The sequence below is a fragment of the Pseudonocardia sp. DSM 110487 genome, from assembly GCF_019468565.1.
Lineage (GTDB): Bacteria > Actinomycetota > Actinomycetes > Mycobacteriales > Pseudonocardiaceae > Pseudonocardia.
The window spans coordinates 6119183-6145071 of the sequence record NZ_CP080521.1 but is presented as its reverse complement, the minus strand read 5'-3'; the positions used below and the strand labels follow the sequence as shown (position 1 = coordinate 6145071).

Genomic DNA, 25889 nt, shown 5'->3' with positions numbered 1-25889 from the left:
ACGATGAACGACCTGACCGGCAAGACCAATGACGATGGAAGTCGAGAGAGGACACCGCATGCTGTGGGCACCCGTGACGAGTGGCGGGATGGCCGGCTGCGGCTGTTGGCCATCGAGAAGGAGCACACCCGTCGCAGCGACGAGCTGACCCGCAGGCGCCAGGAGCTGCCCTGGGTGCGGGTCGACAAGGATTACCGGTTCCAGAGCGAGCGCGGCCCGATCTCACTGGCCGACCTGTTCGGAGGCCGGTCACAGCTTCTCGTGCACCACTTCATGTTCACACCGTCGCACGACGCCAACGGCTGCCCGAGCTGTTCGGCCATGGCCGATGGCTACGACGGGTTCCGGGTGCACCTCGAGAACCACGACGTTGCCCTGGCAGCGGTTTCACGCACATCGATCGACGTCATCGCCGCCTACAAGAAACGCATGGGATGGAGCTTCCCCTGGGTCTCCTCCGCCGACAGTGACTTCAACTTCGACTTCGGCGTGTCGTTCCGGGAGAACCAACTCGTCGCCGGTAGGGCCGAGCACAACTTCCGGCCCTACCGGGTCGACGCCGCCGAGCTACCCCACGGCGGCACCACCGACGACGCATACGACCCAGGCGAGTCCCCTGGCGTGAGCGCCTTCGTGCTCGACGATGGCGTCGTGTTCCACACGTACTCCGCCTACGAGCGTGGCATCGACACCCTCTGGGGCATGTACCAGTGGCTCGACCGGGCGCCGCGCGGCCGCAACGAACAACGGCGCCAGCCGTGGTTCCACCGCCACGACGAGTACGGCGACAAGCAGGACTGAGCGATGCGGCTGCCCCAGGTGATGTCCGGGAGCGACCATCTGCCCTTGATCGCGGACCGGGCGCGTCGACGTCGGCCGGGGCGGGCGTCACACGCTCCGTGTGCCGCGCCCTGGCCAGCCCCTGATCCAACTGGGCAGCACAGCACGGTCGTTGCGCCGGCAGCGGAGTGCTTCTCGGACCGATCACACGCGGTTGATCGCCGCGAGCGGTACGTCCCGTTCCCACCTCTCTGATCACGCACACCGGCATGATCGACCGGAGCGTGACCTCAGCCGCACCCACGCGGCTCATGTCACGTTCCTGCTGATCACGGGCACCGCCGCGGCCGGGTCCCGCCCGCGGGCATGATCCGAAGTTCCGATTGTCCATGGCTGTCCCCACGACCATGAGCACCCGATACTCCGAACAGCCTGCCCTGCGCCCTCGTCAGCCGAGAACCTCCCGATGGGTCTCGCGGGCGGAGAGGACCGCGGCGAGGGATACCACCGAGATCGCCGCGTAGTAGCCGACCACCGCCCATACGGATCCCGCTGCGGCGTAGGCCCCCGCCGCGATCAGCGGGAAGAGCCCCCCGATCACACCGCCGACCTGACGGCTCACCGCCAGCCCGGAGAACCTGCGCGCGGCCCCGCGGAAGAGCTCCGCGAAGAAGCTGGCCTCCGTCGCGAAGATCATCGTCTGGATGAGGGCGGGCGGGATCGCCAGCGCCAGCACGATGAGCACGGTGTTGCCGCTGGCGAGCATCGGGAAGAACGCGAACGCCGTGTAGAGCGCGCCGATGACCAGCGAGCTCGCGATCAGGATGCGGCGGCCGATGAAGTCGGACAGGCGCCCGAAGAGCGGGTTCATCGCGATGCCGACGATGTTGCCGATGAGCACGCCGTTCAACATCACCGAGGTCGGGATCCCCAGTTCCCTGCCGCCGTAGACCAGCGCGTACACGGTGAAGAGCTGAAGCATGCTGGTCTCGGTGATCACGCAGAGGAACACGGTGAGGCAGGCCTTCGGCTCCTCGCGCAGCGCCACCAGCAGCGGCGCCTTCGGCGGGGCCTCCCGGACCGCGTTCCGGAACACCGGCGACTCGTCGATCCGGGTGCGGACGTACACGCCGACCACCACGAGCACCGCGCTGAGCAGGAACGGCACCCGCCAGCCCCATGCGAGCGCATCCTCGGTGGGCATGCTCGCCACGAGGGCGGCGGCGAGCGACGCGAGCACGGAACCGAGCGCCCCGCCGATCTGGATCGTGCCCGCATAGCCGCCCCGCTTGCCCTGCGGCGCGCTCTCGGTCGCCATGATCGTGGCGCCGACCGTCTCGCCGCCGAGCGCGAATCCCTGCACGCACCGCAGGAGCGTGAGCAGGATCGGCGCCGCCACGCCGATCGCCGCGTACGTGGGCAGCAGCCCGATCCCGGTGGTGGCGGCGCCCATCAGGACCAGCGTGACGAACATGATCGGCTTGCGCCCCACGCGGTCGCCGAAGTGCCCGAAGACGAGCCCGCCGAGCGGTCGCGCGACGTAGCCGACCGCGAACGTCGCGAGCACGGCGATCGTGCCCACCAGCGGGTCGGCCTGCGGGAAGAACAGCTGGTTGAACACCACCGGGGCGATCAGGCCGAACAGCAGGAAGTCGAAGTACTCGATCGTGGTGCCGATGGTCCCGGAGATCAGGACCCTGCGCCGTTGCGTGCGGACCCGCGCGTCGCCCTGGAGCGTGTGGACGGTCATCGACCTGCGCTCTTCACCTCAGAGTCCTCGTGCACGAGGACGCCGCGGATGATCTTGCCATCCTCCAGGTCCTGGTACCCCTGGTTGATCTCGTCGAGGCCGTATCTGCGCGTGATCAGCTCGTCGAGTTTCAGCCGGCCCGCCCGGTAGAGGTCGAGCAGCCGCGGGATGTCGAGCAGCGGGTTGCACATCCCGAAGACGTGGCCCTGGATTCGCCGCTGGTAGCCGACCAGCATTCCGTTGGCCGCGAGCTGTACATGGGTGTCGGTGCTGCGGCCGACCGAGGTGACGGTGACCTGCCCGCCCTTCCCGACGATCGCGGCCGCCTGCGACACGACCTCCGATGTGAGCACCCCGACGGTGCAGATGGCGTGGTCGGCCAGCTGCCCGCGGGTCAGGTCGACGACGGCCTCGTGCGCCTCGGCCGCGTCGGCGAACGTATGGGTGGCCCCGAAGTCCAGCGCCTTCTCGCGTTTGAACGCGACCGGGTCCACGGCAACGATGTGCGTGGCGCCCGCGTGCCTCGCGCCCTGCACGGCGTTCGACCCGACCCCGCCGACCCCGAAGATCACCACGGTGTCGCCGGCCCGTACCCCCGCCGCGTAGACCGACGAGCCCCAGCCGGTCGGCACCCCGCAGCCCGTGAGGGCCGCGACCTCGAACGGGATGTCGTCGTCGATCCGCACGCAGGACGCCTGGGAGACCACCGCACGCTGCGAGAACGTGCCGAGCATGCAGAACCCGCCCAGGTCGGCGACACGGTCGTCGCCCCTGTCTTCATGGAACCGGAACGTGCCGTCGCCGAGCATCCCGGTGACCATCTGCGCGCCCTGGTCGCAGAGGTTCTGCCGGCCGGATGAGCAGTAGCGGCAGGTACCGCAGGCCGGGATGAACGAGCACACCACGTGGTCACCCGGCCGCACCCGCGTCACGTTCGGGCCGACGGCCTCGACGACCCCCGCGCCCTCGTGCCCGCCGACGATCGGCAACCGGCACAGGGCGTCGCCGGTGCGCAGGTGCTCGTCGGAGTGGCACATCCCGGACGCGGCGAACCTGATGAGGACCTCACCCGCGCGCGGCTCGTCGAGCTCGAGCTCCACCAGCTCCCACGGTTTGCCGGTCTCCCGGATGATGGCTGCCTTGGTGTGCATGGCGCTCCCGTCGTCGCTGACCGGGCGATTCGTTAGCGACGCTAGAGAGACGGGGCGGCCGGAGCGATCGACGCATGGCGGCGCAGGCTTACGTCATGCGTCGCGTGTGATCGACGGCGGCGCCGGCCCGGCCGGGGTCACCGAGCGGGTCACCGGTGGCGACCCCGTGACCGGTGGCCGTTGACGATCGTCATCGGTCCTGAATGCTCCGGGGAGCGCGGGCGGGGGAGTTCCGGAGCAGGCTCGCCGGAAATGCTGTGCAGGGCCGAGACGCGGCTATCGGTCCTCCAGCGGGACACCATGAAGGAGCGGATGCCCTCGACCAGGGGGATGACGTCCTGCGAAGGACGCACGACGAGGCGCAGGAACTGGCTGCTCATGCCCAGCTTGTTGCCGCATTCACGCACCAGGACTCCGTGCTGCGAGATCAGGTAGTCGCGCAACTCGCCGCCGTCGATGCCGTCGGCGAGCTTCACCAGCAGGAAGTTCGCCTGCGACGAGTACACGCTGAGCTCGGGCAGCCTCGCCAGTTCCACACCCATGCTGAAGCGGTCGTTCGCCAGCATGCGCAGGCTCTCGTCGTACTCGTTGCGGTGCTCCTTCAGCATGAACACGACCGCCTCGGCGAGGGAGTTGAGGTTCCACTTCGGGAGCGTCTTGCGCATCATCCCGGCCAGACCGGGGTTGGCCACCATATATCCGAACCTGATCCCGTGCAGGCCGAAGTTCTTGCCGAGGCTCTTGAGCACGACGACGTTCGGGCGGATGGTCGCCTCCGCCGCGACGGAGGGGTTCTGCTCCGCATCCACGAAATCGATGAACGACTCGTCGATCACCACCAGGTCGAGGTCAGCGAGCTCGTCGAGGAACCGGATGATCTCCTGGTGGGGGAGGTAGCCGCCGTCCGGGTTGTTCGGATTGCACAGCACGGCGACGCGCGATCCGCGCGACCGGATGAACGAGATGTACCGGTCGATGTCCAGCTCGAAGGCGTCGCGCTCGTGCAGCGGGAACATGTCGACCCGCTTGCCGGTCTCCATCGGTTGATCGGTCCACCTGCCGAACGTCGGGATCGGGATCGCGATGCTCTCGGTCACCCACAGGTGGTCCATCCACGTGATGAGCTCGGTCGATCCGTTGGACATGGCAATCGTGCTCGGGTTGAGCCCGACAACCCGCGCGAGCTGTCCGGTGATCGTGTCGGCGTCGCTCGGATAGAACTTGAGGATGCTCTCCAGATCTCCGGCCAGCTGCTCGAACATCCCCTTCGTCGGAAAGTACGGATTGCACGGGATGCAGAAGTCGATCAGTTGTCTGCCGTGCTCGCCCATGCGTCTCGACAGCTCGAAGTACGACGGGCTGTGCGCGGTCTGTTGGAACAGTCGCCCATCCACGCTGCGCCCATCCGCACTGTGTCGCACACGATCACTTCCCCTCGGTCGCGCACGGTTTCAAGGTCACCGGCAGGCACGGCGGAGGGTGGGTGGCGGTTCAAGAAACCACGGGCAGTGGGCCGAGCGGACGCTGTCGTGCGGTGAGAATCCGGATATGGGTACGAGTTGGCGAACGCATTCGGACGAATGGCGTCACCGAGTGGACGGGGTGTCCCGCAGCTCGGCGGTCGCGACGGCGACGTCCTGGTTCCCTTCGGCGGTGATCGTCACCGTGGTCGCGGTGGCGGCAGGCAGTGCAACGGTCGCGATCGCGGCCGGGGCGGACACGGTGTGGCGGGTGGAGCCGTGCTCGGTGTCCACCGTGACTGCCACCTCACTCCCGCCCAGATGCACGACGAGCTCGGCCGCGGAGCCGAGAGGGCGGACGACGAACGCGACCCAGCCGCCGGGACGAATGCCCAGCATGGTGGTGGCATCGCCGCTCGCGTACTGCGGCGTTGCGCCGTTCCACGACAGCCGGAACGCGCCGGGCCGGCCGGGTTGGGTGTTGGCCGCCCTGAACTCGATCGACTCCTCGGCCAGGTCGGCCCGCACCAGCGCGCCGTCGCTGCGGGCACCCGGTGCCACCCAGTCCCGCGAGTTCGGCCCGGGCAGGGTCACCGACGTTCCTGGCGGCGCGACGACGAAGGTCGTCCCGACTCCGTTGGTGCTCTGGGTGTCGTCGAGTGGTCGTTCCGGCGCGGTCGAAGGTGCGTTCCGGGTCGTGGCTCGGTCCGGCTCGGGGAACGTTCCGATGGTCACCACGCCGAGCAGCCCGGAGAGCAGCACTGCCGCGATCGCAACCGGATGCGACCGGACAGCCCGAATCCTCGCCTCGCCGGCCGTCGGGCCGGGTGGATCGGGCGAACGGTCGGGCTCGTCGTCGAGGGGTTCGCGCTGGGCCGGGACGAAGAGCTCTGCAGGGGGCTGCACGGCGCTCTCGGCACGGAGCGAGATCTGACGTGTAGGCACGATCCTCACTCCGGTGACACGGTTCTGCTCGGTGGTCGGTTCGGTGCCCTTGTCCGCGGGTGGATCGAACCACGGCCACCCCGATCCTCGAGATCGCGGCGGGCCGCTGATCAGAACGTCGTCGTCATGCCGCCGTCGACGGCGATGGTCTGTCCGGTGACGAACGAGGCGGCGTCGCTGGCCAGGAAGGCCACGACGCCCGCGATCTCCTCTGGGCGTCCCCACCTGCAGTGACGTCGAAGGCGCAGGCGCCGATGTCGAGGCCGTCGGCCCGGAGCTGCGTGGCGGCGCGGTCGAGCGTGGCCTGGTCGCGCCCGTTGAGCACGACCCGCGCTCCTGCGTGCGCCAGCCCGCGTGCCGTCTCCAGCCCCAGGCCGCGGACGGAACCGGTGACGAGCGCGGTACGCCCGTCGAGTGAGAAGCACATTCGGCCACCCCCACTGAAACGAATGTTTCAGTCAACGGTAGCCGCCGCTCACGACGAGCGAGTTACGAGTCGGTCTCGACGATCGGGGCGCCGTCCGCGGCCTTCTGGACGGATTCGCACCCCTTCAGGGCCGACGCCTTCGTCTCGTAGGCCTCACCGGTGGCGACGACCTGGCCGTTGGACGCCTTCAGCCGGAACCGGAACTTGCCTGCGCGGTCCTTGTACACCTCGAACTTGCCCGCCATCCTCGTCCCCTTCACTGTGCGTGACACTAGCGACGCGGAAGGTAGCGGAGGCGGCGGGCGGCTCCTGGCGACGCGCCGGACCCGTCCGGGGGACCACAACTCCGAGCGCGCACTCCTTCATGGCCGGTGATGAACCAGTGCACGCTCGGTCAGCCGTCCGAGTCATCGGCGACGCGTAGGACGTCAGTAGCCGGGTCGTATGCCGTTGACCTTCTCCGACCTGCGACGACCTTGATAGGAAGGCCTCCACTCGAACCGGGAGGCGCGTATGTCGTACGGCCCGTGGTCCCTGCTCACGGACGCCGGTTTGATCGGCGGTCTGCTCCTGCTGGGCACCCTCGTGCGCAGGTGGGTGGGGATGGCCCAGCGGCTGATGCTGCCCGCGAGCGTGATCGCCGGCTTCCTCGGCCTCCTGCTCGGCCCGAAGGTGCTGGGTGTGCTGCCGTTCTCGGACCAGCTCGGCACCTACGCCTCCGTGCTCATCGCGGTGATCTTCGCGTGCCTCGCCCTCTCCGACGACGTGGGCGTGCGCGGCTTCGGCCGGTCCACCGGCGCGTTCTCGCTGTACTCGATGGGGATGTACGCGCTCCAGGTCGGGCTGGGGATGCTGCTCGCTCTGCTGATCTTCGGACCGGTGTTCGGCACGCCCGACGGGTTCGGGCTGCTGCTGTTCGCCGGCTGGGCGGGCGGGTTCGGGTCCGCGGCGGCGATCGGCAGCGTCTTCGAGGACGCGGGGTGGGCCGAGGCGAGCACGCTGGCTTTCACCTCGGCCACCGTGGGGCTGCTCGTCGGGGTCGTCGGCGGGATCGTCTGGGCCAACTGGGGCGCCCGGCGCGGCCACACACAGCGGGGAGGGGACTTCGCCGACCTCCCCGAGTCGCTGCGGTCGGGACTCGTGCGCGATCCCGCGGAGCGGGGTTCGATCGGCTCGGCGACGACAACAGCGTCCTCCATCGAGCCGCTCGGGCTGCAGGTGTGCATCGTCGCCGCGGTGTCCGCGGCCGCGTACGGGGTCGCCCAGCTGTCCACCGCGCTGTACCCGCAGTTCTCGCCGCCGGTGTTCGCGCTGGCCTTCCTCGTGGGGCTGCTGGTCAAGACCGCGCTGCGGCGCACCCCCGCCTGGTCCTACGCCTGCCCGCGCACGATGCGCAGCATCTCCGGTGTGGCCACCGACATCCTCATCGTCTGCGGGATCGCCTCGATCGTGCCGCGGTTCGTCGCCGACAACTGGCTCCCGCTCACGATCCTCTTCGTCGTCGGGCTCGCGTTCTGCCTTGCGATGTTCCGGTGGGTCGCGCCCACCCTGATGCACGGGGCATGGTTCGAGAAGGCGATCTTCACGTGGGGCTGGGCCACCGGGTCGGTCGCCACCTCGATCGCCCTGCTGCGGATGGTCGACCCCGACCTGGAGAGCCGCACGCTCGAGGAGTTCGGGATCGCGTACCTGCCGGTGGCTCCGGTCGAGACGGCGAGCGTCGCGCTGACCCCGTTGATCGTGCTGGTCGGCGCTGCGTGGGCGATCGCAGCAGGCTGGACGGCGCTGGGCCTCGTCGCCCTCGTGCTGCCGTTCGTGCTCGGGTGGACCCGCAGGGCCGCCGCCGACGTCGCAGGGAAGATCGCATGACCGGCCGGCTGGATGCGGACGTCGCCGTCGTCGGGCTCGGGGCCATGGGCGCGATGAGCGCATGGCACCTCGCCCGCACCGGGGCGAGCGTGCTGGGGTTCGAGCAATTCGGCATCGCCCACGACCGCGGGGCGGCGGGCGGCGAGTCGCGCCTGTTCCGCATGGCCTATCACGAGGGCCCGGAGTACGTGCCGCTGCTGCGCCGGGCGCGCGAGCTGTGGTGGGAGCTCGCGGAGGCGTCCGGGCGGGACCTGTTCATCCCGACCGGATGCCTCTCGATCGGCCTGCCCGGCCTCGCGCCCATGGTCAACGTGCGCCGCTCGGTCACCGAACACGACCTCGAGCACGAGATCCTCGGCCCCGACGAGCTGGCGGTCCGCTATCCCCAGCACCGCTTGCACGACGGCGAGATCGGCATCCTCGATGCCGCGGGCGGGATGCTCCGACCCGAACTGGCGGTGCTCGCGGCGGCCCAGCAGGCCATCGCGCTCGGCGCGCGGCTGCACGAGCACACGGCGGTGCGCGGGATCGAGCCCGGCAACGGCGGGGTCACGATCCTCACCGACGACGCCCGGTACCGGGTGCGGCGGGTCGTCGTCACCGCGGGGCCGTGGACCGGCGAGCTGGTGCCTGCCGTCGCCGTCACCGTGAAGCCGATCGTGCTCACCTGGTTCGCCCCTGCGGACCTGCCCGCATACGGCCCGGACCGGTTCCCGGCCTTCGTCCGCGACACCGACGGCGTGCACCTGTTCGGCTGCCCCGTGCTCGACGGCATGTCCGTGAAGTGCGGGTTCGCCGACGTGTGGGAGCCGCTCGCCGGGGCGCAGGATCTGACGCGCGACCTGCCCGACGCCGCGCTGCGCCCGCTGTCCGACGCCGTGCGCCGGTTCCTGCCTGGGCTGCACCCCGAGCCGATCCGGCACAACGTCTACATGGACGGCTACACCCCGGACCGCACGGCCGTGGTCGGCGTACTGCCGGACGCCCCGTCCGTTGTTGTGCTGGCCGGGTTCTCCGGGCACGGGTTCAAGATGGCTCCGGTCTTCGGCGCCATCGCGGCCGACCTGGCGCTCGAGGGCGGCACCCCGTTCGGCATCGCGCGGATGAGCCCGGCGCGGTTCGCCGCCGCAACGTGAGCCGGAGCCGCCTGATCAGGCCGCGACCAGCGCGTCCCGGAACGCCGCCCCGGTGGGCGATGTCGCGGTGGCGCTGACGACCACCGACAGCGGGGTGACGGCGAGGGGATCGGTCAGCGGCCGGGCGACCACGCCGCCGACCTGCAGCAGGGTGGTCGAGCGCGGCACCAGCGCGACGGCGAGCCCGCACGCCACGATGCCCAGCAGCGTCTGATCGTTGACCGCCTCCTGCGTGATCCGCGGCGAGAAGCCGGCCCGCACGCAGGCGCTCACGATCGTGTCGTGCGCGACCGGGGCGAGGTCGCGCGGGAAGCAGGCCAGGTTCTCGGCGGCGAGGTCGGCGAGGTGGACCGCGTCGCCTGCGGCGAGTCGGTGGCCTGCCGGCAGCAGGCAGTGCAGCGGCTCGTCGGCGAGGCGCGTGAGCTCCACCCCGTCGTCGGCGGTGAGCATCCGGCAGATCCCGACGTCGATCGCGCCGTCGCGCAGCGCCGCGAGCTGCGCCCGCTGCCCCATCTCCTGCACGAGCGCAACGACGTGCGGGTGCGTCGTGACGAACCGCGGCAGGACGTGGGGGAGCAGACCGGACACGGCGGAGGCGATGCAGCCGATCCGCAGGTACGCGCGCTGCCCGCCGTCGCGGCCGAGAGTCGACTCCAGCACTCGCGCGCGGCCGACGAGCTGGCGGGCCTCCGGGACGAGCGTGGCACCCGCGGTCGTCAGGCGCAGCCGGCGCCTGCTGCGGTCGAACAGGACCGTGCCGAGCTGGCGCTCCATCTTCGTGATCGCCTGGCTGAGCGCGGGCTGGGCCATCTGCAGGTCGCGGGCGGCCTCGGTGATGCTCAGGCGCTCGGCGACGGCGAGGAAGTACTGGAGCTGGCGGAGCTCGACCATCCCGAATCCTCACATCCGGGCGCTGGCCGCGGTGTTGGCCTCCACCGGGCCGCGGCGGTGTTCCTCGTACGCGGTGAGGGCGGCACCGATCCCCTCCGCGTCGCGGATCGCCTCCGCCAGCGCGACCGCGTCCTCGAGCGCCATGGACGCCCCCTGCCCGGTGGCCGGCGATGCCGCATGGGCGGCATCCCCGATGATCACCGCGCGCTCCCGGTGCCACACGCGGACGTTCGCGAGGTCGTACGCGTTGGTGACCAGCACCCGGTCAGCGGCGCGCACGATCGCCCGCGGGAACGGCTCGTCGGCGAGGAGATCGCCGAGGTGCGCGGCCCAGCCTCCGGTCGCCAGCTCGTCCGGGTCGAGCTCGGGGCCGATCACCCGGGCGAACCACCACGTGCCCTCCCGTTCGGTGGCGATGTAGCCGAACGCGACGCCGCCTCGGACGAAATGGAACCGGTCGGTCGGGACGTCAGGGGGAGTGCCGGGGGTGGCGCCGTAGAAGATCTGGGATCCGACGTAGCGGGGCGGCGCGGCCCCTGGGTCCAGCTGTGTGCGCACGATCGACCGGAGTCCGTCGGCGCCGATCAGGAGATCGCCGCGGGCGCGGGCGCCGTCGGCGAAGGCGGCGCTGATCCCGTCCTCGTCGGGTGCGGTCGCGACGAGCCGCTCGCCGTGCCGCAGCGGGATCCCGCGACGGCGCACCTCGTCCTGCAGCACCGCGCACATCCGGGCCCGCGTGAGGTAGCGGAACCCTGGTCCGCCGGGCTCGCCCAGCGGGCGGCTCGCGAGCTCGGCGCCGGTGCCGTCGGCGACGTGCATGGTGCGCAGCGGCGCGCTGGCCCGCCGGACGGCCTCGTCCGCCCCGATCGCCTGCAGCGCGCGCATCCCGTTCTCGGCGAGCGTGAGGAACGCGCCCGCGTCGGTCGACGTGTCGGGGTGCGCCTCGTGGACCACCACCTCGGCGCCCACCCCGTGCAGCGCGAGCGCTGCGGCCGACCCGGCGATACCGGCTCCCACGACATGGATCACCACGCGGCCATCATGTCCTCATCCGACGACAGCGGTCACGATCCTGCGGACCTCCTCGGCCGCCGGCGGAGCCTCCTGGCCCGCGAACAACAGGTGGGCACTGCCGATCAGCGTGAGCGCGAGGGTGTCGACGTCGGCGTCCGCCGCGATGCGGCCGAGATCGCGCTCCGCCGCGAGGTAGGCGGCGATCATGGCCGCGGCCTGCGCGAGCAACGGGATGCCGGTCAACCCGGCCCGGCGCAACCGCGCCCGCAGGCCGTCGCGGAAGGTGACGAGGCCGACGATCCCGACGGCGACCGGTCCGAACACGTCCGTCAGCACGGTGGTGAGGTTCTCCGCGAGCGCGCCGGTGCCCGCGGACTCGCGGAGGGCGCGCTCGTCGAGGCGGGCGATGCGGTCGAGGACGAGCTCGGCGAGGAAGGCGTCGAAGTCGGCGAAGTGCCGGTGCAGCACACCCTTCGCGACGCCCGCCTCGTCGGTGACCGCCCTGCTGGTCAACCCGTTCGGCCCGGCGCGCAGCAGCACGTGCTCCGCGGCGGCGAAGAGCTGCTCGCGTGCGTCGCGCAAGGCCACTCCGGTCGGCATGTCCGCCCTCCTCCATCGACGAGTGGGCGCGTGCCCACTAGAGTGGGCGCATGCCCACTCTACCGTCCGAGTCCCACTCCGAATCCCACAGGGCCCGCCACGTCGCGGAGTCGTTCGGCGCGGACCCCGAACGCTACGACCGGGCCCGCCCGCGTTACCCGCAGGCCATGGTGGAGCGGATCGTCGCCGCGAGCCCTGGCCCGAACGTCGTCGACGTGGGATGCGGCACCGGCATCGCGGCCCGGCAGTTCCAGGCCGCCGGGTGCACGGTGCTGGGCGTCGAGCCCGACGCGCGCATGGCCGGTTGGGCCCGCAGGCACGGGCTCGAGGTCGAGGAGTCGAGGTTCGAGGACTGGGACCCCGCAGGCCGGACGTTCGACGCCGTCGTCGCCGGGATGGCGTGGCACTGGGTGGACCCGGTCGTGGGCGCGGCCACAGCTGCGCGGGTGTTGCGGTCCGGTGGGCGGCTCGCCCTGTTCTGGTACGTGTTCCAGCCCCCGGCCGACCTGGGGGACGCCTTCGCCGCGGTGTACCGGCGGGCGCTACCGGACACGCCCTTCGCGAAGGGGGCGATCCCCGGCCTCGACGCGTACTCGGCGTTCTTCACCAAGGCGGAGGACGGGGTGCGGCAGGCGGGCGGGTTCGGCGAGCCGGAGCAGTGGCGGTTCGACTGGGACCGGATCTACATCCGTGACGAGTGGCTGGAGTTCGTGCCCACATCCGGCGGACACCACCTGTTCCCGGTGGCGGCCCGCGACGAACTGCTGGCGGGCATCGGCGCCGCCGTCGACGCGGTTGGCGGCCGCTTCCCGATGCACTTCACCGCCGTCGTGGTCACCGCGGTGCGCGGCTGAGCGCAGCGGTCACGAGCCCGTCGGACAGCTCTCGCAACCGCCTGCGCGCCTCGGCGTCGTTCGCCTGTGGGTCGGGGTCGACGGGGTCGGGTGTGTTGCTGTCGAAGTAGCGGCCCGTCGTCGTCGCCAGTCCCTCGTCGAGGATCAGGCGCAGCGTCGCGGTGCCGCCCTCTTCGAGGGTGCTCACCGCGCGCCCGGACCACCCCTGCCTGACCATCGTGGTGGGCATGAGTGTGGCGGGGTGCAGTGCGTTGACGGTGACGCCGGTGTCGCGCAGCTCGACGGCCATGTCGATCGTGGCCATGATCTGGGCGAGCTTGCTCTGCCGGTAGGCCCGCATGCCGTCGTAGGAGCGCTCGAGGAGCGGGTCGGCGAAGTCGATCGCCTCCTGCCCGATCGAGGCGACGTTGACCACGCGCGCGGGGGCCGAGGCCGCCAGCAGCGGCACGAGCCTGCGCGCCAGGTGGTAGCCGGCCAGGTAGTTCACGGCGAAGCGCAGCTCGATCCCGTCGGCGCTCTCCTCGCGCCTGCTGTGGTCGGTGCCCGCGCCGATGCCCGCGTTGTTGACGAGCACGTCGAGGTGGTCGAGCCGCTGCAGCACGTCGTCGGCGAGCCGGTCCACCTGCCGCAGTTCGCCGAGCTCGGCCTGCACCGTGTCGACGCCGAGCTCGTCGTGCAGCGCGCGCAGCCGCTCCGGGTTCCGGCCGTGCGCCAGGACGCGGTGCCCGGACTTGGTGAGCTCCGTGGTCACGTACCGGCCCAGCCCGTCGGTCGCTCCGGTCACCAGGATTCTCATGCGGTCGAGGCTAGTCGCGCACACCGAGGCGCGATCCGCACCAAGAGGATCATGCGAGGCTGAACCGCTCCGCGTGCACCTGACCGCGGGGCACCCCCAGCTCGCGGAGGCTGCGCAGCACGGCATCGGTCATGGCGCGTGGGCCGCAGACGTACACGTCGCGGGTGGCGATGTCGGGCACCAGCGCGGCGAGGTTGGCCGGTTCGAACGGGGCCAGGGGCGGATTGCCGCTGCCGGTCCGCCCGGCGAGCACGTGCAGCCGGGCGCCGCGCTCGTCGGCGAGCCACCGCAGCTCGGGGAGCAGGACGGCGTCGGCCATCGTCTGCACCCGGTAGAGGACGACGGTCGGCCCGCTCGATTCCTCGAGCATCGCGCGGATCGGGGTGATCCCCACGCCGCCAGCGACGAGGAGGGTGGCCGGCCGCGTGCGGTGCATGGCGGTGAAGGCGCCGTAGGGGCCTTCGAGGAACGCGCGCGTGCCCACGGGAAGCTGCCGCAGTCCCGCGCTCGTCGTGCCGACGGCTTTGGCGGTGAGTCGCAGGGTCCGCCCGTCGGGCGCGGCCGAGAGTGAGAACGGGTTGGCCTGCCACCAGCCGTTGTGCGCGGGGAAGCGCCAGATGAAGAACTGGCCCGCGCGGGCGCCCAGGCGGTGGAGATCACGCCCGGTGACGTAGACGGAGACGACGTCGTCGGACTCCGGGACGACCGCGATCACCCGGAACCGGTGGTGGACGTTGCGCCAGATCGGCAGCGCCACGCGGCCGGAGAGGAACGCGAGCAGCACCAGAGCCCACACCGTCCACCAGTACGCGCGCGCCGCGGGGGAGGACGCGAACGTGGTGCCTTCGAGCCCCTGGTGGACCAGCGCGAGCAGGACGGCGAGGTAGAGGCCGATGTGGAGCGCGTGCCACGTCTCGTACTGCATCCGCCTGCGGGCGTAGCGCAGGGAGAACGCCGCCATCGCGAGGATGATGGCGGCGGCGCACATCCCGAGCAGTGAGGCCACCACACCGGCCAGGCTCAGGAACGTCGCGAGCACCGGCATCGAGTAGAGCACCGCGTAGCCGAGCACCACGAGCGTCGCGTGCGTCAGCACGGTCCAGGCCAGGGTGAAGCCGACCCAGCGGTGCCAGACGGTGAGCCGGTCCATGCCGATGCGCCGGTCGAGGAACGGCAGGCGCGCCACCAGCACCAGCTGCAGCATCATGATCGAGGCAGCGTGCAATGCGAAGAACTTGGCGACGGTCAGCACCGAGTTCTTGCCGCTGCCCGCGGTGGCGAAGAGCACCTCCACGACCACGAGGTGGGCCAGGAAGCCAGCACCCAGTACCACCTGCGCCACCACCGCGGGCGACAGTCCCGCGCGCCTCGCCGCCACCGCGACCTCCCTAGTCACCCCGGATGTCGTTCCCGAGGGGCTGCGCGTTCCGTGTTCACCCGTCATGATCGGGATCACGTTCGAGTTAACGCCCGGGTGTGATCACGACACACATCTGACATCTGAGCTTGCTTCGATCACGCGCGCCGTCGAAGGAGGGGTCCCGTTGCCGAAAGCGCACGACCGTCGCTTGCGCACCGCCGCCGCCACACTGGTGAGCGCCGTCGCACTGCTGCTCGCGGGCTGTTCCGGTGACACGGGGAATCCCGAGGACACCGTGGTGCGCACGGTACTGGCCAGCGACCCGTCCAGCTTCGACCCGGCGCGGGCGCAGGGCCAGCAGACGTTCCAGATGGTGAGCCTGCTCTACGACACCCTCCTGCGCCGCGACGGCCCGTCGACGCTGGTCGGCGGGCTCGCGTCGCAGTGGGAGACGGTGTCGGCGTCGGAGTACGTCTTCACGATCCGCGATGGCGCCACCTGCTCCGACGGCACGCCGATCACGGCATCGGTGGTGGCGGCATCGCTGAACCACCTCGCGGCGCCCGAGACCGCCTCCACGTGGAAGAACCTCGTGTTCGGCCAGGGCGACCCGGCGATCGCGGCCGACGACGCGAGCAAGCAGGTGCGGATCACGCTGTCCCAGCCGTTCACCACGCTCGTGCAGGGGCTCGCGATCGCGCAGACCGGGATCGTCTGCCCGGCCGGGCTCGCCGACCCCGATGGGCTCGCGGCGGGCCGGGTCCCGGGCGCCTTCTCCGGTCCGTACACCCTCTCCGAGGCCAACGCCGGGATGGGCTACACCTTCTCGCTGCGCGAGGGGTACGACGCGTGGCCCGCGTTCTCCACGGCGCTCGTCGGCACCCCGCCGCGGTCCATCGAGATCGGCATCTCCACCGACCCCTCCACCGTGGCCAACCAGATCCTCGCCGGGGACGTCGACCTCGGCCAGTTCAGCGACCAGGACACGATCGCCCGCTTCGAGGGGCAGCCGGACTACCACCGCTACGACGTCACCTCCGCCACCACGTACGTGGTGTTCAACCAGCGCCCCGGCCGGGTGTTCGCCGACCGGCCGGACCTGCGGAGGGCGGTGGCGGCCGCGATCGACCAGAACGCCTTCAACACCGTGTTCTCCGACGGCACGGCCGAGGTGCTCACCACGGTGGTGCCCGCGAGCTTCGCCTGCGCGAGCACCGACCCCTCGTTGCCGCAGCCGCACGACGCGGCCGCGGCCGCCGCTGTGCTGCCCGGCGTCCAGATCGCAATGCTCGGCAACACCGCCAACCCGTCCTACAGCGGCGGTGCCGACTACATCTTCCAGGTGCTGTCCGACGCGGGCGCCCAGGTGCGGATGAACAAGGTCGACAACGCCACGTTCTGGAGCACGATCGCGGAAGGCGGTTCCGACTGGGACCTGGTGTTCCTCGGCGACCTGAACTCCGTCGGCTCGATCAGCGCATCACTGGACCGTGTGATCGGCCCGGCCGTCGAGGCCGGCGGGCGCAACTACAGCGCCTCGGCGAACCCGGAGGGGGAGGCCGCGCTCAGCCAGGGCCTCGCGGCCACCGACCCGGCCGCCCGTTGCGCCGCGTTCGAGGCCGCGCAACGCACGCTGTTCGAGCGCAGCGACGTGGTCCCGCTCGCCGGCAACCCGACGACCTACATCACCTCGCCGCACGTGGTGGTCTCGACGTTCGGCGAGTACGTCGACTTCGCCACCCTGCGAGTGATCGACGGATGACGCGCTCGTTCGTCGCGCGGCGGCTGGCGGGCCTCGCCGGCACGGTCGTCGTGGCGGTGGTGCTCACGTTCGTGATCGTCCCGCTGATCCCGGGCGACCCCGCGGTGAGCGCCGCGGGCCCGGACGCCACGATCGCGCAGATCGAGGCCGTGCGCGCCGAGCTCGGCCTGGACCGCCCGCTCGCCGAGCGGTTCGTCGACTACGTGGGCGGGTTGCTCCAGGGCGACATGGGCCACTCCTTCTCGCTCAACGCGCCGGTCGCCGACGTGGTGTTCGGGCGGCTGCCGTTCACGGCGGGGCTCGCGTTCGCGTCCCTCGTCGTGGTGCTGCTGGTCGCGGTGCCCCTCGGCATGGCGGTCGGGGTACTCACCCGCGGCGGGCGCAGGCGCTTCCTCGACAGCGCGTTCGGCTACACGACCGCGGTGGTCGCGGCGATCCCGCCGTACGTCATGGCCACGTTCCTGGTGCTGGTGTTCGCGGTGTCCCTGCACGTGCTGCCGCCTGCCTACTCCCGCTCGCGGGTGGGGATCTCGCTCGTGCTCCCGCTCATGGCGCTCTCGATCCCGTCGATCTGCTTCATCGCCCGGGTGGTGCGCCGCGAGACCGCGGTGGTGCTCGAACAGGACTACCTGCGCACCGCCCGCGGCTGGCGGCTCGGCGCGCTGCGGACGTACGGGCGATACGCGCTGCCGAACCTGCTGACCAGCACCCTCACGCTCAGCGGGATCATCCTGATCGGCATGCTCGGCGGCGCCATCACCGTCGAGACCGTGTTCAGCTGGCCGGGCCTCGGCCTCGGGATCGTCAACGCGGTGACCGCGAAGGACTACCCGCTGATCCAGGGGATCGTGCTCGTCCTCGCGGTGCTCTCCGCACTGCTCACCCTCGCCGTGGACATCGTGCTCGGCATCGTCGACCCGCGGGTGCGCCATGGCTGATCCCGCGGTGATCGAACCAGGCGTGCCCGGCCGTCCCCGGCTGAGGTGGAACGTCGCGCTCGGCGTCGGCACCGGACTGCTCGCGGTCACGGCGGCCACGGCCGTGATCGCGTCGTTGACGCTCGTGGGTGCGGCCGACGGCCTGAGCCCCCACACCAACCGGCCGATGTCGGCCGACCACTGGCTGGGCACCGACGCGTTCGGGCGCGACATGCTCGCGCGGGCGTTGGTGGGTGCGCAATCGAGCCTCGTGATGGCGCTGGCCGCCAGCGCCCTCTCGATGGTGGTCGGTGTGCTGATCGGCACCGCCGTCTGGATCGTGCCGCGCCGGGTGCGCGAGGCCGCGCTGCGGATCGTCGAGATCGCGGTCTCGTACCCGGAGCTACTGGTCGCGGTGGTGCTCGCGGCGATCCTCGGGGCCGGGCGCTGGCAGCTCGTGCTCGCCGTGGGGCTGGCGAACATCCCCGCCACGGCGCGGCTCACCGCGAACCTCGGCGCGGCCCTGCACCAACGCGACTTCGTCACGACGGCCCGGCTCACCGGCGTGCCCGGATGGGCCATGATCGGGCGCCACCTGCTGCCCAACATGGCCGAGCCGCTCCTCATCCAGCTCGCGGCGACCTTCTCCACCGGCCTGGTGGCGATGTCGGCGCTGTCGTTCGTCGGACTCGGCGTGCAGATCCCGGACTACGACCTCGGCTCGTTGCTGGCCGCGGCGCTGCCCGCGATCTACTCGCGCCCCATCGAGGTGGTCGGACCAGCGCTCATGATCGTGCTGATGTCGGTCGCGGCCATGCTGATCGGGGACGGCCTCGCCGCGGCCGCCGACCCGCGCCTCCGAACGCGGACACGGTCGGTGCCCGCGGAGGCCGGCGCCGGGGTGGCCGGCGCCCCGACCGCTGATGCCGTCGTCAGCGTCCGCGACCTCGTCGTGCGCCGCGGCGACGGCGTCCCGCTCGTGCGCGGGGTCTCGTTCGACATCGCGCGCGGGGAGATCCTCGGCGTGGTGGGGGAGTCCGGCAGCGGGAAGTCGCTCACCGCGATGGCGCTCGCCCGCCTCCTGCCCGACGGGCTCACAGCCGAGGCCACGCACCTGCAGGTGGCCGGCATGGACATGCGGCAGAACCCACCGCGCCGCGATCTCGCCACCGGGATCGGCCTGATCTACCAGGACCCCGGCACGACGTTCAACCCCGCGCTGCGGATGGCCACTCAGCTCACCGAGGTACTGCGGGTGCACCGCGGTCACTCGAAGGCCGAGGCCCGGAAGATCATCGCGGACCTGCTCGCCGCCGTGCACATCGTCGATCCCGCGCGATTGCTCCGCTCCCACCCCTACCAGCTCTCCGGAGGGATGAGGCAGCGCGCCATGATCGCTACGGCACTCGCGGGCGAGCCCGCGCTGCTCGTGGCGGACGAGCCGACCACGGCGCTCGACGTCACCGTCCAGGCCGAGATCCTGCGCGAGCTGGCCCGGATCAACACCGAGGACGGGACCGCGATGCTCTTCATCTCCCACGACCTCGGCGTGATCGGGCAGCTGTGCCACCGCGTGCTCGTCATGAAGGACGGGGTGGTGGTCGAGGAACTGACCGCGGAGGCGCTGCGGGCGGGCAAGGTGACCGAGCCCTACACCCGGATGCTGCTCGACGCGGTGCCCAAGCTGGACCGCAGCCGGGCGGCGTACCGATGAGCGCGGACGTGCTCACGGCCGAGGGGGTGAGCGTCCGGTTCGGCGCCACCACCGCGCTCGACGACGTCGGCCTCCGCATCGGTGCCGGCCGGACGGTCGGACTCGTCGGGGAGTCCGGCTCCGGGAAGACGACCCTCGCCCGCGCGATACTCGGGCTCGTCCCGATCGCCGGTGGTCGGATCCTGCTGCGCGGCGCCGACGTGGGCGCGCTCGGGCGCCGGGAGCGGCGCGCGTTCCTGCGGGCGGTGCAGCTGGTACCGCAGGACCCGTACTCGTCGCTCGACCCGCGACGCACCATCGGGCAGACGCTCGCCGAGGCCCTCGACCCGGTCCGCTGCCGCGTGCGCCGCCACCGGGACGCGATCGCCGCCGCGCTGGAGGACGTCGCGCTGCCCGCCGACGCGACCGACCGCTACCCGCACGAGTTCTCCGGCGGCCAGCGGCAGCGGATCGCGATCGCCCGTGCCCTGATCACGCGTCCGGACGTCGTGATCGCCGACGAGATGACCTCCGCGCTCGACGTGTCGGTGCAGGCCGAGGTGCTGCGGCTGCTCGCCCGGCTGCGGGACGAGCACGACCTCACGATGCTCTTCATCTCCCACAACCTGGCTGTGGTGCAGCAGGTCTGCGACGACGTCGTCGTCCTCTACCGTGGCCGGGTGATCGAATCCGGCCCCACGGCCGACGTCTTCGCCGAGCCGGGCGACGAGTACACGCGGCGGCTCCTGGACTCGGTGCCCCAGTGACAAGCAGCGCAGCGAGCAGCGAATGGGGCACCTCTCAGTTCCTGGTCCACACCACGATCACCGGCGGCATCGGGATGTCGACGATCGGTGTCGACCGTGGCGAGGTGGGCCCGTCGCTGCTGTGCCGGGCCGAGCCGCGAGGTGACGCGGTGGTCGTCACGGCGCTCAACACCGCGTTCGGGCACTGTGTCGACGCGGCCGGGGGCGACGCTGAGGACGCCCGGGCCGCGGCAGCGCGGTCGTTCGCCTCGTCCGCGCTCGCGCGCTGCGCCGTCACCGGCCCGGACACGTTCGACGCCGCGCCGCTCGGCACGCTCGACCTGGTGGGCGCCGCCCGGCTGCTCACCGACGCAGCGGGCACCGGGTTCGTGCTCGACCCCGAACTCTCCGGCGTGGAGCAGACCCGCCGCTACGGCGACGACCGCGGCGATGTCCTCGTGCTCGACGCGGTACTCACGTTCCGACCGGACCGGCCGGCACCGCGGTCCGACACCGCGAACGGGCACTCGCCCCGCAGCATGCGTCCGGGCCCGCTGGGGTTTCCGGCGCCCGGCGATACCGTGACCGTCCACCAGCAGGTGGTGCTGCGCCCGCTGCCCGCGCCGGGCTACCGGCCGGCACCGCTCGACCCGACGATCGGGGCGATGCCGCACCTCACCGTGCACCGCTTCGACCGGATCGACGAGCAGGACGCCGAAACGGCACTCGCCACCCGCTTCCGGCTCGACGGTGCGCCGGTCGTCTTCCACCTCGACCCGGGGATGCCCGCGCCGATCCGCGACGCGGTGCTGGCGGGCGGCAACTGGTGGCAGGAGGCGTTCGCTGCGGCCGGGTTCACCGGCGCCTACCGCGTGGAGCCGCTGCCGGACGGCGCCGATCTCGACGACCCGCGCCGCAACGTCGTGCTGTGGGTGCATCGGGCCGACCGGGGCTGGTCGTACGGCATGACGCAGGTCGACCCGCGCACCGGGGAGATCCTGCGCGGGGTCGTGCGGCTGGGCTCGCAACGCGTCGAGCAGCTGCGCGCGATCACCGAGGCCGTGCTCGCGCCGTACGCGGCGGGGGGCGTGGGCGCCGCCGGGGTGCGCTCGGTGGTCGACGCCCGGATGCGCCAGCTCGCGGCGCACGAGATCGGGCACGCGCTCGGCCTGGCCCACAACTTCGCCTCGCACGCGCACGAGGCGCCGTCGGTGATGGACTACCCGGGCCCGATCTTCGACCTGGACGCCGACGGTCACCCCGCGGCCACCCGCCCGTACGCCACCGGCCTCGGGCCGTGGGATCTGCGGCAGATCGCGGCCCTCTACGGGGACGCGCCGCCCGTGGAGAGCGAGCCGTCGCTCTACATCACCGACGCCGACGCGCGCCTCGACGACGCCGCCGACGCGTGCGGCGCCACGTGGATCGCGCCGAGCGAGCCCATGGGGGCGCTGCAGGCGATCGTGGACGTGCGGGCCGCGGCACTGGCCCGCTTCGGCCCCGGTGTCGTGCCGCCCGGGAGCGACAGCAACGAGATCGAGCGCCGGTTCCTGCTGCTCTACCTGCTGCACCGGCACCAGGCCACCGCCGTGGCCAAGCTGGTGGGCGGTCAGCGGCGCCGGTACGCGCGCACCGTGTCATCCAACGGCGAGGGGTCATCCAACGGCGAGGGCAACGGTTTCGACGGTGCCGCCACCCTGGTAGCGGCGACGGAGCAGGCCGCCGCGCTGCAGCGGTTGCAGCTCCTTCTGGAGCCGGAGTTCCTCCAGGTGCCGTCCCAGGTACGACCGTTGCTGGTCGGGCCGTCGGGCGGGCGCGGCCGCCGGGAGGGCCAGTTCGACCACCGCACGGCCGGCGCCTTCGACGTCGCCGGGGCCGTGGCGGCGGGCACCGACCTGGTGGGCGGGCTGCTGCTCGCGCCCGCGCGGCTGAACCGGGTGGTGAGTCAAGGGGCCGTCCTCGACGCTCTCGTCGCCGCCACCGCGGGGCGGGCGCTCGATCTGCTCGAGGCCGGCGAGCGCACCGAGGTCACCGAGGTGATCGGCTGGACCCTGCTGCGCCGGTTCGAGGAGTCGCTCGGCGCGCCCGAGCTGCACCACCACGCGCGCGTCGCCTTGGTGGAAGCGGCGAGTGCAGGGCTGCGGGTCGTCACCGGCCTGGAGCGGCCGTCCGTCCGCGCGCGCTGGGCCGCGGTGGAGAAGGCCGCGTTCGAGCACGAGGCGAAGCTCCCGGCGTTGCCGCTCGGAGCCCCGATCTAGCCCAGATCCAACCTAGATCTAGCCCTGCTCGAGGAGCCAGCGGCCCACGTCCCGCAGGTGTGCCAGCACATCCGGGGAGGCATCCAGCCGGGTCCCCGGACCCAGCGTGACGACGTCGCGCGCGAGCTCGTCGAGCGCGTCGGCACCCAGCGACACGGTGCACGAGCCCTCGTCGAGGGGTTGGATCCGGGCGGGGATCGACATCGGCAGCCGGGCGCGGACGTCCTCCGCGGGCGCCGGGACGGTGGCGCGCAGGGTGTAGCGGTAGGGCGTCGCTGTGATCGTCTGCCGCACGTGGTCGGCCGGGTCCCCCGCGGGCAGCTGGCGCGGGGTGAACCGCAGGCGCACCGACTCGGGGCCGTCGATGCGGTCCACCCGGAATGTCCGCCAGTCGCCGGCCCGGGTGTCGAAGGCGATCAGGTACCAGAGTCCGTACGTCGCCACCACGTGGTGCGGCTCGACCCGGCGATCGGTGGCGGTGCCGTCGCGGCGGCGGTAGGCGAACCGGACGATCTCGCGGTCGCGCACGGCGCCCGCCAGCACGGAGAGGACCGCGGGGTCGATGCGCGAAGCGCGGTGGTCGGGCACCGACACCACCGACGCGCCGACGGCGGCGATCCGCCCGCGCAGCCGGCCCGGCATCACCTGTGTGAGCTTCGCGAGCGCCCGTCCTCGCGTCTCCCCGTCGCCGAGCGTGCCGAGCAGGCTCGTGGCGATCGCGACGGCCTCGTCGTCGTCGAGCAGGAGGGGCGGCAGGTCCTCGCCAGAGGTGAGCCGGTAGCCGCCCGCGGTGCCGGTGGTGCCCTCGACCGGGTAGCCGAGCTCGCGCAGCCTGCCGACGTCGCGGCGCACCGTCCGGTCCGTGACCCCGAGCCGCTCGGCCAGCTCGGTGCCCGCCCACTCGCGCCGTCCCTGCAGGAGGCTGAGCAGGCGCAGCAGCCGCGCCGGGGTGGAGAGGGTCACAGCGGATCTCTACGGCACGGCATGCTCGGGAGCAACCGGGATCGCCCTCGTGCCGGCTCGGCGCCGCACGGCCACGGCCGCCGCACTCAGGGCGACGAGCGCGGCGCAGGTGCCCATGGCCGGTCCGAAGCCGTCGACGAACGCCGCGGGGGAGGCGTAGCTGCCGGTTCCGGTGAAGATCGCGACGAACACCGCGAGCCCGAGCACGCCGCCGAGCTCGCGCAGCATCGCGTTGACACCCGACGCCTTGCCGATGTCGGCCGGCGGGACGGCGCCGAGCACGGCGTTGGCGGTGGGCGCGAGTGACATCGACCCGCCGATGCTCGCCAGCAGGAACGGGGCGACGAGCTCGCCGTACGGCATCCCCGGGCGGGCAACGAGTGCGACCCATGCGATCCCGGCCGCGGTGGTCAGCAGCCCCGTGACGATCAGGGGCCGGTTGCCGATCCGGTCGGCCAGCCTGCCGGCGAGCGGGCCCAGCACGATCAGCGTCGACGTCCACGGCACGAGGCCGAGCCCGGCCTGCAGCGGCGTGAGGCCGAGGCCGGTCTGCAGCAGCTGGGAGTAGAAGAAGAGCCCCCCGAAGATCGACGCGAAGAGCCCCGCCGTGGCGACGTTGCCCGCGACGAAGCCGCGGCAGCGCAGCAACCGCATCGGGAACATCGGCTCGGCCGCCCGCCGCTCCCAGACGACGAACGCCACGAGCGCCGCGCCGCCCAGCGCGAACGCGCCGAGCACCTCGCCGCTCGCCCAGCCCACCGCGTTGCCGCGGGCGAGCGCCCAGACGAGGCCCAACACCGCACCGATGACGAGGAGCAGCCCGCGCACGTCCAGCGCGGTGTCGGCGCCGCGGCTCTCGCCACACTTCGCGAGGATCAGCGGGAGCACCAGCAGGCCGATCGGAACGTTGAGCCAGAAGATGAACTCCCAGCCGACGGTGTGGGTGATCGCGCCGCCGAGGCCCGGCCCGGCCAGCACGGCGATCCCGGAACCGCCCTGCAGGAACCCGATCGCGCTGCCTCGTCGCTCGGGCGGGAAGGCGGCGCTCACCAGCGTCATCGCCAGTGCGCTGACGAACGCGGCACCCGCGCCCTGCAGAGCCCGCGCGAGGACGAGAACCACGATGTCGGGCGCCGCGGCGCACGCCGCCGACGCCACGGTGAACAGGGCGATCCCGGCCGCGAACATGCGGCGCCGCCCGTACCGGTCGCCGAGGGCCGCCGCCGGCATCAGCAGCACGGCCATCACGAGGTTGTAGCCGTTGACCGTCCATTCGAGCTGCTCGGCGGTGGCACCGAGATCGGCCTGGATGGTGGTGAGCGATGCGGACACGACGAGCGCGTCCAGCGCCGTCATCAGGGATGCGACAGCGGCGAGCGCCAGCACCCACGTCCTGCGGTGCGCCATGATCGTTCCTCTCGGTATGAGCAGCGACGACATGACGACAATCGGGAGGGCGCCGAATCGACACCCCGCCTGGGCCCGTCGGTGGTACCGCGGCGACTGCCACGTGCATTCGGTTCACTCGAACGGCGCCGACCTCACGCCGGAGCAGCTCGCGGCCGCCGCCCGGGAGGCGGGCCTCGACTTCGTCGCGACAACCGAGCACAACACCGCCGACGCGCACGGCGCGTGGGGCGGGCTCGCCACGGACGATCTCGTCGTGATCCTCGGCCAGGAGGTCACCACCAGGACCGGGCACTGGCTCGCGCTCGGCATCGAGCCCGGTCAGCTCGTGGAGTGGCGGTACGGCCTGCGCGATGACGTGATCGAGCGGTACCTGGACGACGTGCATCGAGCCGGTGGACTGTGCGTGGCCGCGCATCCGCACGCGCCGTACCCCTCGGGCACCTTCACCTACCCCTACGACGGTTTCGACGCGGTGGAGGTGTGGAACGGGCAGTGGGCCTCCGACCTGCCCTGGAATGCGGACAACGAGGCGGCGCTCGCCGAGTGGGGCCGCGCTCTGGCTGCCGATGTCCACCGTGGCGGGTGGAGGCCGGCGATGGGCAACAGCGACGCCCACCTGAAGGGGCAGATCGCCACGCCGCACACCGTCGTGCTCGCCGACGAGCTGAGCGCCGATGTGATCCTCGCCGGAATCCGTGCCGGTCGGAGCTGGGTCGCGGAGTCGGCTGCCGTCGACCTTTCGGTCGAGATCTCCGCGGGTGATCGCACCGCCGGGATCGGTGAGCGGCTGCCGACCTCCGGCCTACCCGCGTCGATGCGGGTGAGCGTCCGCGGTGTCCCATCCGGCACCGTCACCGTTCACACCGATCGGGGACGGGTCCATGGCGAGTCGTTGCCCGGCGATGGACCCGGCATCGTGGAGTGGCGCACGAGCGCGGCGGAGTCGGTGTTCGTCCGCGTCGAGGTGCGGCATCCGGGCGGGCACATGGCCGCGCTGAGCAACCCGATCATCCTGGTGTGAGCGTTCCGTCGGAATGCGAGCCCGGAGTGGCATGCCGTCCTGGTACTACAGCCGGACTTCGTGATCGTTCTTCTGAGTGGGGGAGC

Annotated in this window: 22 protein-coding genes and 2 pseudogenes; 10 read left to right on the top strand and 14 right to left on the bottom strand. The window is 71.9% G+C overall.

The annotated features are described in order from the left end of the window. The first annotated feature begins 63 nt into the window (after positions 1-63). Entirely contained in the window at positions 64-801 is a 738-nt protein-coding gene (locus tag K1T35_RS28595) for a DUF899 domain-containing protein (protein ID WP_255620834.1), read from the top strand. A 427-nt stretch (positions 802-1228) separates the two neighbouring features. On the opposite strand, the gene K1T35_RS28590 is transcribed toward K1T35_RS28595, so the two are convergent. The 7 genes and pseudogenes from K1T35_RS28590 to K1T35_RS28565 all read right to left on the bottom strand — a co-directional run bounded on the left by K1T35_RS28590 (position 1229) and on the right by K1T35_RS28565 (position 6773). Then, positions 1229-2530, bottom strand: coding sequence for an MFS transporter (locus K1T35_RS28590; RefSeq protein WP_220254901.1), 1302 nt, complete (start codon positions 2528-2530; stop codon positions 1229-1231). Continuing rightward, positions 2527-3681 carry an NDMA-dependent alcohol dehydrogenase gene (locus tag K1T35_RS28585; RefSeq protein WP_220254900.1) on the bottom strand — a complete coding sequence of 385 codons (1155 nt, stop codon included), beginning with the start codon at positions 3679-3681 and terminating at the stop codon, positions 2527-2529. Before K1T35_RS28585 ends, K1T35_RS28590 begins: the two co-directional genes overlap by 4 nt. A gap of 149 nt (positions 3682-3830) precedes the next feature. Further along, positions 3831-5075 carry a histidinol-phosphate transaminase gene (locus K1T35_RS28580; protein WP_255620833.1) on the bottom strand — a complete coding sequence of 415 codons (1245 nt, stop codon included), beginning with the start codon at positions 5073-5075 and terminating at the stop codon, positions 3831-3833. Positions 5076-5267: 192 nt separating this feature from the next. Further along, the gene (locus K1T35_RS28575) at positions 5268-6086 is read right to left on the bottom strand and encodes a hypothetical protein (RefSeq protein ID WP_220254899.1); all 819 of its coding nucleotides are present in this window, start codon (positions 6084-6086) and stop codon (positions 5268-5270) included. A 110-nt stretch (positions 6087-6196) separates the two neighbouring features. Beyond that, positions 6197-6313 (bottom strand): annotated as a pseudogene (locus K1T35_RS49120) (SDR family oxidoreductase); the annotation flags it as partial. A gap of 44 nt (positions 6314-6357) precedes the next feature. After that, positions 6358-6513, bottom strand: a pseudogene (locus K1T35_RS49115) (SDR family NAD(P)-dependent oxidoreductase); the annotation flags it as partial. Positions 6514-6575: 62 nt separating this feature from the next. Further along, a complete protein-coding gene (locus tag K1T35_RS28565) occupies positions 6576-6773 on the bottom strand; it encodes a DUF1508 domain-containing protein (RefSeq protein ID WP_255620832.1) in 198 nt (65 codons plus the stop codon). Positions 6774-7026: 253 nt separating this feature from the next. Here K1T35_RS28565 and K1T35_RS28560 point away from each other — a divergent pair, with 253 nt between their 5' ends. Next, positions 7027-8382 carry a sodium/glutamate symporter gene (locus K1T35_RS28560; RefSeq protein WP_220254898.1) on the top strand — a complete coding sequence of 452 codons (1356 nt, stop codon included), beginning with the start codon at positions 7027-7029 and terminating at the stop codon, positions 8380-8382. Further along, a complete protein-coding gene (solA, locus tag K1T35_RS28555; RefSeq protein WP_220254897.1) occupies positions 8379-9518 on the top strand; it encodes an N-methyl-L-tryptophan oxidase in 1140 nt (379 codons plus the stop codon). Before K1T35_RS28560 ends, solA begins: the two co-directional genes overlap by 4 nt. A 15-nt stretch (positions 9519-9533) precedes the next feature. Here the strand turns inward: solA and K1T35_RS28550 are convergent, their stop codons facing one another. Genes K1T35_RS28550 through K1T35_RS28540 form a run of 3 tightly spaced genes read right to left on the bottom strand, consistent with a single transcriptional unit; the run spans position 9534 to position 12023 of the window. Continuing rightward, positions 9534-10409: a LysR family transcriptional regulator gene (locus K1T35_RS28550; RefSeq protein ID WP_220254896.1), complete on the bottom strand. Its 876-nt coding sequence runs from the start codon at positions 10407-10409 to the stop codon at positions 9534-9536. Positions 10410-10418: 9 nt separating this feature from the next. Beyond that, positions 10419-11441 carry an NAD(P)/FAD-dependent oxidoreductase gene (locus K1T35_RS28545; protein ID WP_220254895.1) on the bottom strand — a complete coding sequence of 341 codons (1023 nt, stop codon included), beginning with the start codon at positions 11439-11441 and terminating at the stop codon, positions 10419-10421. 15 nt (positions 11442-11456) lie between these two features. Further along, positions 11457-12023, bottom strand: a complete 567-nt coding sequence (locus K1T35_RS28540; protein WP_220254894.1) for a TetR/AcrR family transcriptional regulator — start codon at positions 12021-12023, stop codon at positions 11457-11459. A 50-nt stretch (positions 12024-12073) separates the two neighbouring features. Here K1T35_RS28540 and K1T35_RS28535 point away from each other — a divergent pair, with 50 nt between their 5' ends. Beyond that, complete coding sequence (locus tag K1T35_RS28535; RefSeq protein WP_220254893.1) at positions 12074-12877, top strand: class I SAM-dependent methyltransferase; 804 nt, start codon at positions 12074-12076, stop codon at positions 12875-12877. Here the strand turns inward: K1T35_RS28535 and K1T35_RS28530 are convergent. Both K1T35_RS28530 and K1T35_RS28525 read right to left on the bottom strand, forming a co-directional pair. Further along, a complete protein-coding gene (locus tag K1T35_RS28530; RefSeq protein ID WP_220254892.1) occupies positions 12858-13673 on the bottom strand; it encodes an SDR family NAD(P)-dependent oxidoreductase in 816 nt (271 codons plus the stop codon). The two genes, K1T35_RS28535 and K1T35_RS28530, sit on opposite strands and share 20 nt — an antisense overlap. Before the next feature lie 49 nt (positions 13674-13722). Continuing rightward, a complete protein-coding gene (locus K1T35_RS28525; RefSeq protein WP_255620831.1) occupies positions 13723-15051 on the bottom strand; it encodes a ferric reductase-like transmembrane domain-containing protein in 1329 nt (442 codons plus the stop codon). Positions 15052-15217: 166 nt separating this feature from the next. Here K1T35_RS28525 and K1T35_RS28520 point away from each other — a divergent pair, with 166 nt between their 5' ends. From K1T35_RS28520 to K1T35_RS28500, 5 genes are read left to right on the top strand one after another with little or no spacing between them, the layout of a single operon-like run. Beyond that, positions 15218-16795: an ABC transporter substrate-binding protein gene (locus K1T35_RS28520; protein ID WP_220254890.1), complete on the top strand. Its 1578-nt coding sequence runs from the start codon at positions 15218-15220 to the stop codon at positions 16793-16795. Beyond that, the gene (locus K1T35_RS28515) at positions 16792-17733 is read left to right on the top strand and encodes an ABC transporter permease (RefSeq protein WP_220254889.1); all 942 of its coding nucleotides are present in this window, start codon (positions 16792-16794) and stop codon (positions 17731-17733) included. Before K1T35_RS28520 ends, K1T35_RS28515 begins: the two co-directional genes overlap by 4 nt. Next, on the top strand, positions 17726-19426 hold the full coding sequence (locus K1T35_RS28510) for a dipeptide/oligopeptide/nickel ABC transporter permease/ATP-binding protein (RefSeq protein ID WP_220254888.1): 1701 nt from the start codon (positions 17726-17728) through the stop codon (positions 19424-19426). The genes K1T35_RS28515 and K1T35_RS28510 overlap by 8 nt, the downstream gene beginning before the upstream one ends. Continuing rightward, complete coding sequence (locus K1T35_RS28505) at positions 19423-20172, top strand: ABC transporter ATP-binding protein (protein ID WP_220254887.1); 750 nt, start codon at positions 19423-19425, stop codon at positions 20170-20172. The genes K1T35_RS28510 and K1T35_RS28505 overlap by 4 nt, the downstream gene beginning before the upstream one ends. Next, positions 20169-22409, top strand: a complete 2241-nt coding sequence (locus tag K1T35_RS28500) for a zinc-dependent metalloprotease (protein WP_220254886.1) — start codon at positions 20169-20171, stop codon at positions 22407-22409. The genes K1T35_RS28505 and K1T35_RS28500 overlap by 4 nt, the downstream gene beginning before the upstream one ends. An 18-nt stretch (positions 22410-22427) precedes the next feature. On the opposite strand, the gene K1T35_RS28495 is transcribed toward K1T35_RS28500, so the two are convergent. Further along, the gene (locus tag K1T35_RS28495; RefSeq protein ID WP_255620830.1) at positions 22428-23372 is read right to left on the bottom strand and encodes a YafY family protein; all 945 of its coding nucleotides are present in this window, start codon (positions 23370-23372) and stop codon (positions 22428-22430) included. 9 nt (positions 23373-23381) lie between these two features. Further along, the gene (locus K1T35_RS28490) at positions 23382-24779 is read right to left on the bottom strand and encodes a DHA2 family efflux MFS transporter permease subunit (RefSeq protein ID WP_220254885.1); all 1398 of its coding nucleotides are present in this window, start codon (positions 24777-24779) and stop codon (positions 23382-23384) included. Between K1T35_RS28490 and K1T35_RS28485 the strand changes: the two genes are divergently transcribed. After that, positions 24682-25803 (top strand): CehA/McbA family metallohydrolase, encoded by a 1122-nt coding sequence (locus K1T35_RS28485; protein ID WP_370645151.1) that lies wholly within the window; start codon positions 24682-24684, stop codon positions 25801-25803. The two genes, K1T35_RS28490 and K1T35_RS28485, sit on opposite strands and share 98 nt — an antisense overlap. Positions 25804-25889: the final 86 nt, after the last annotated feature.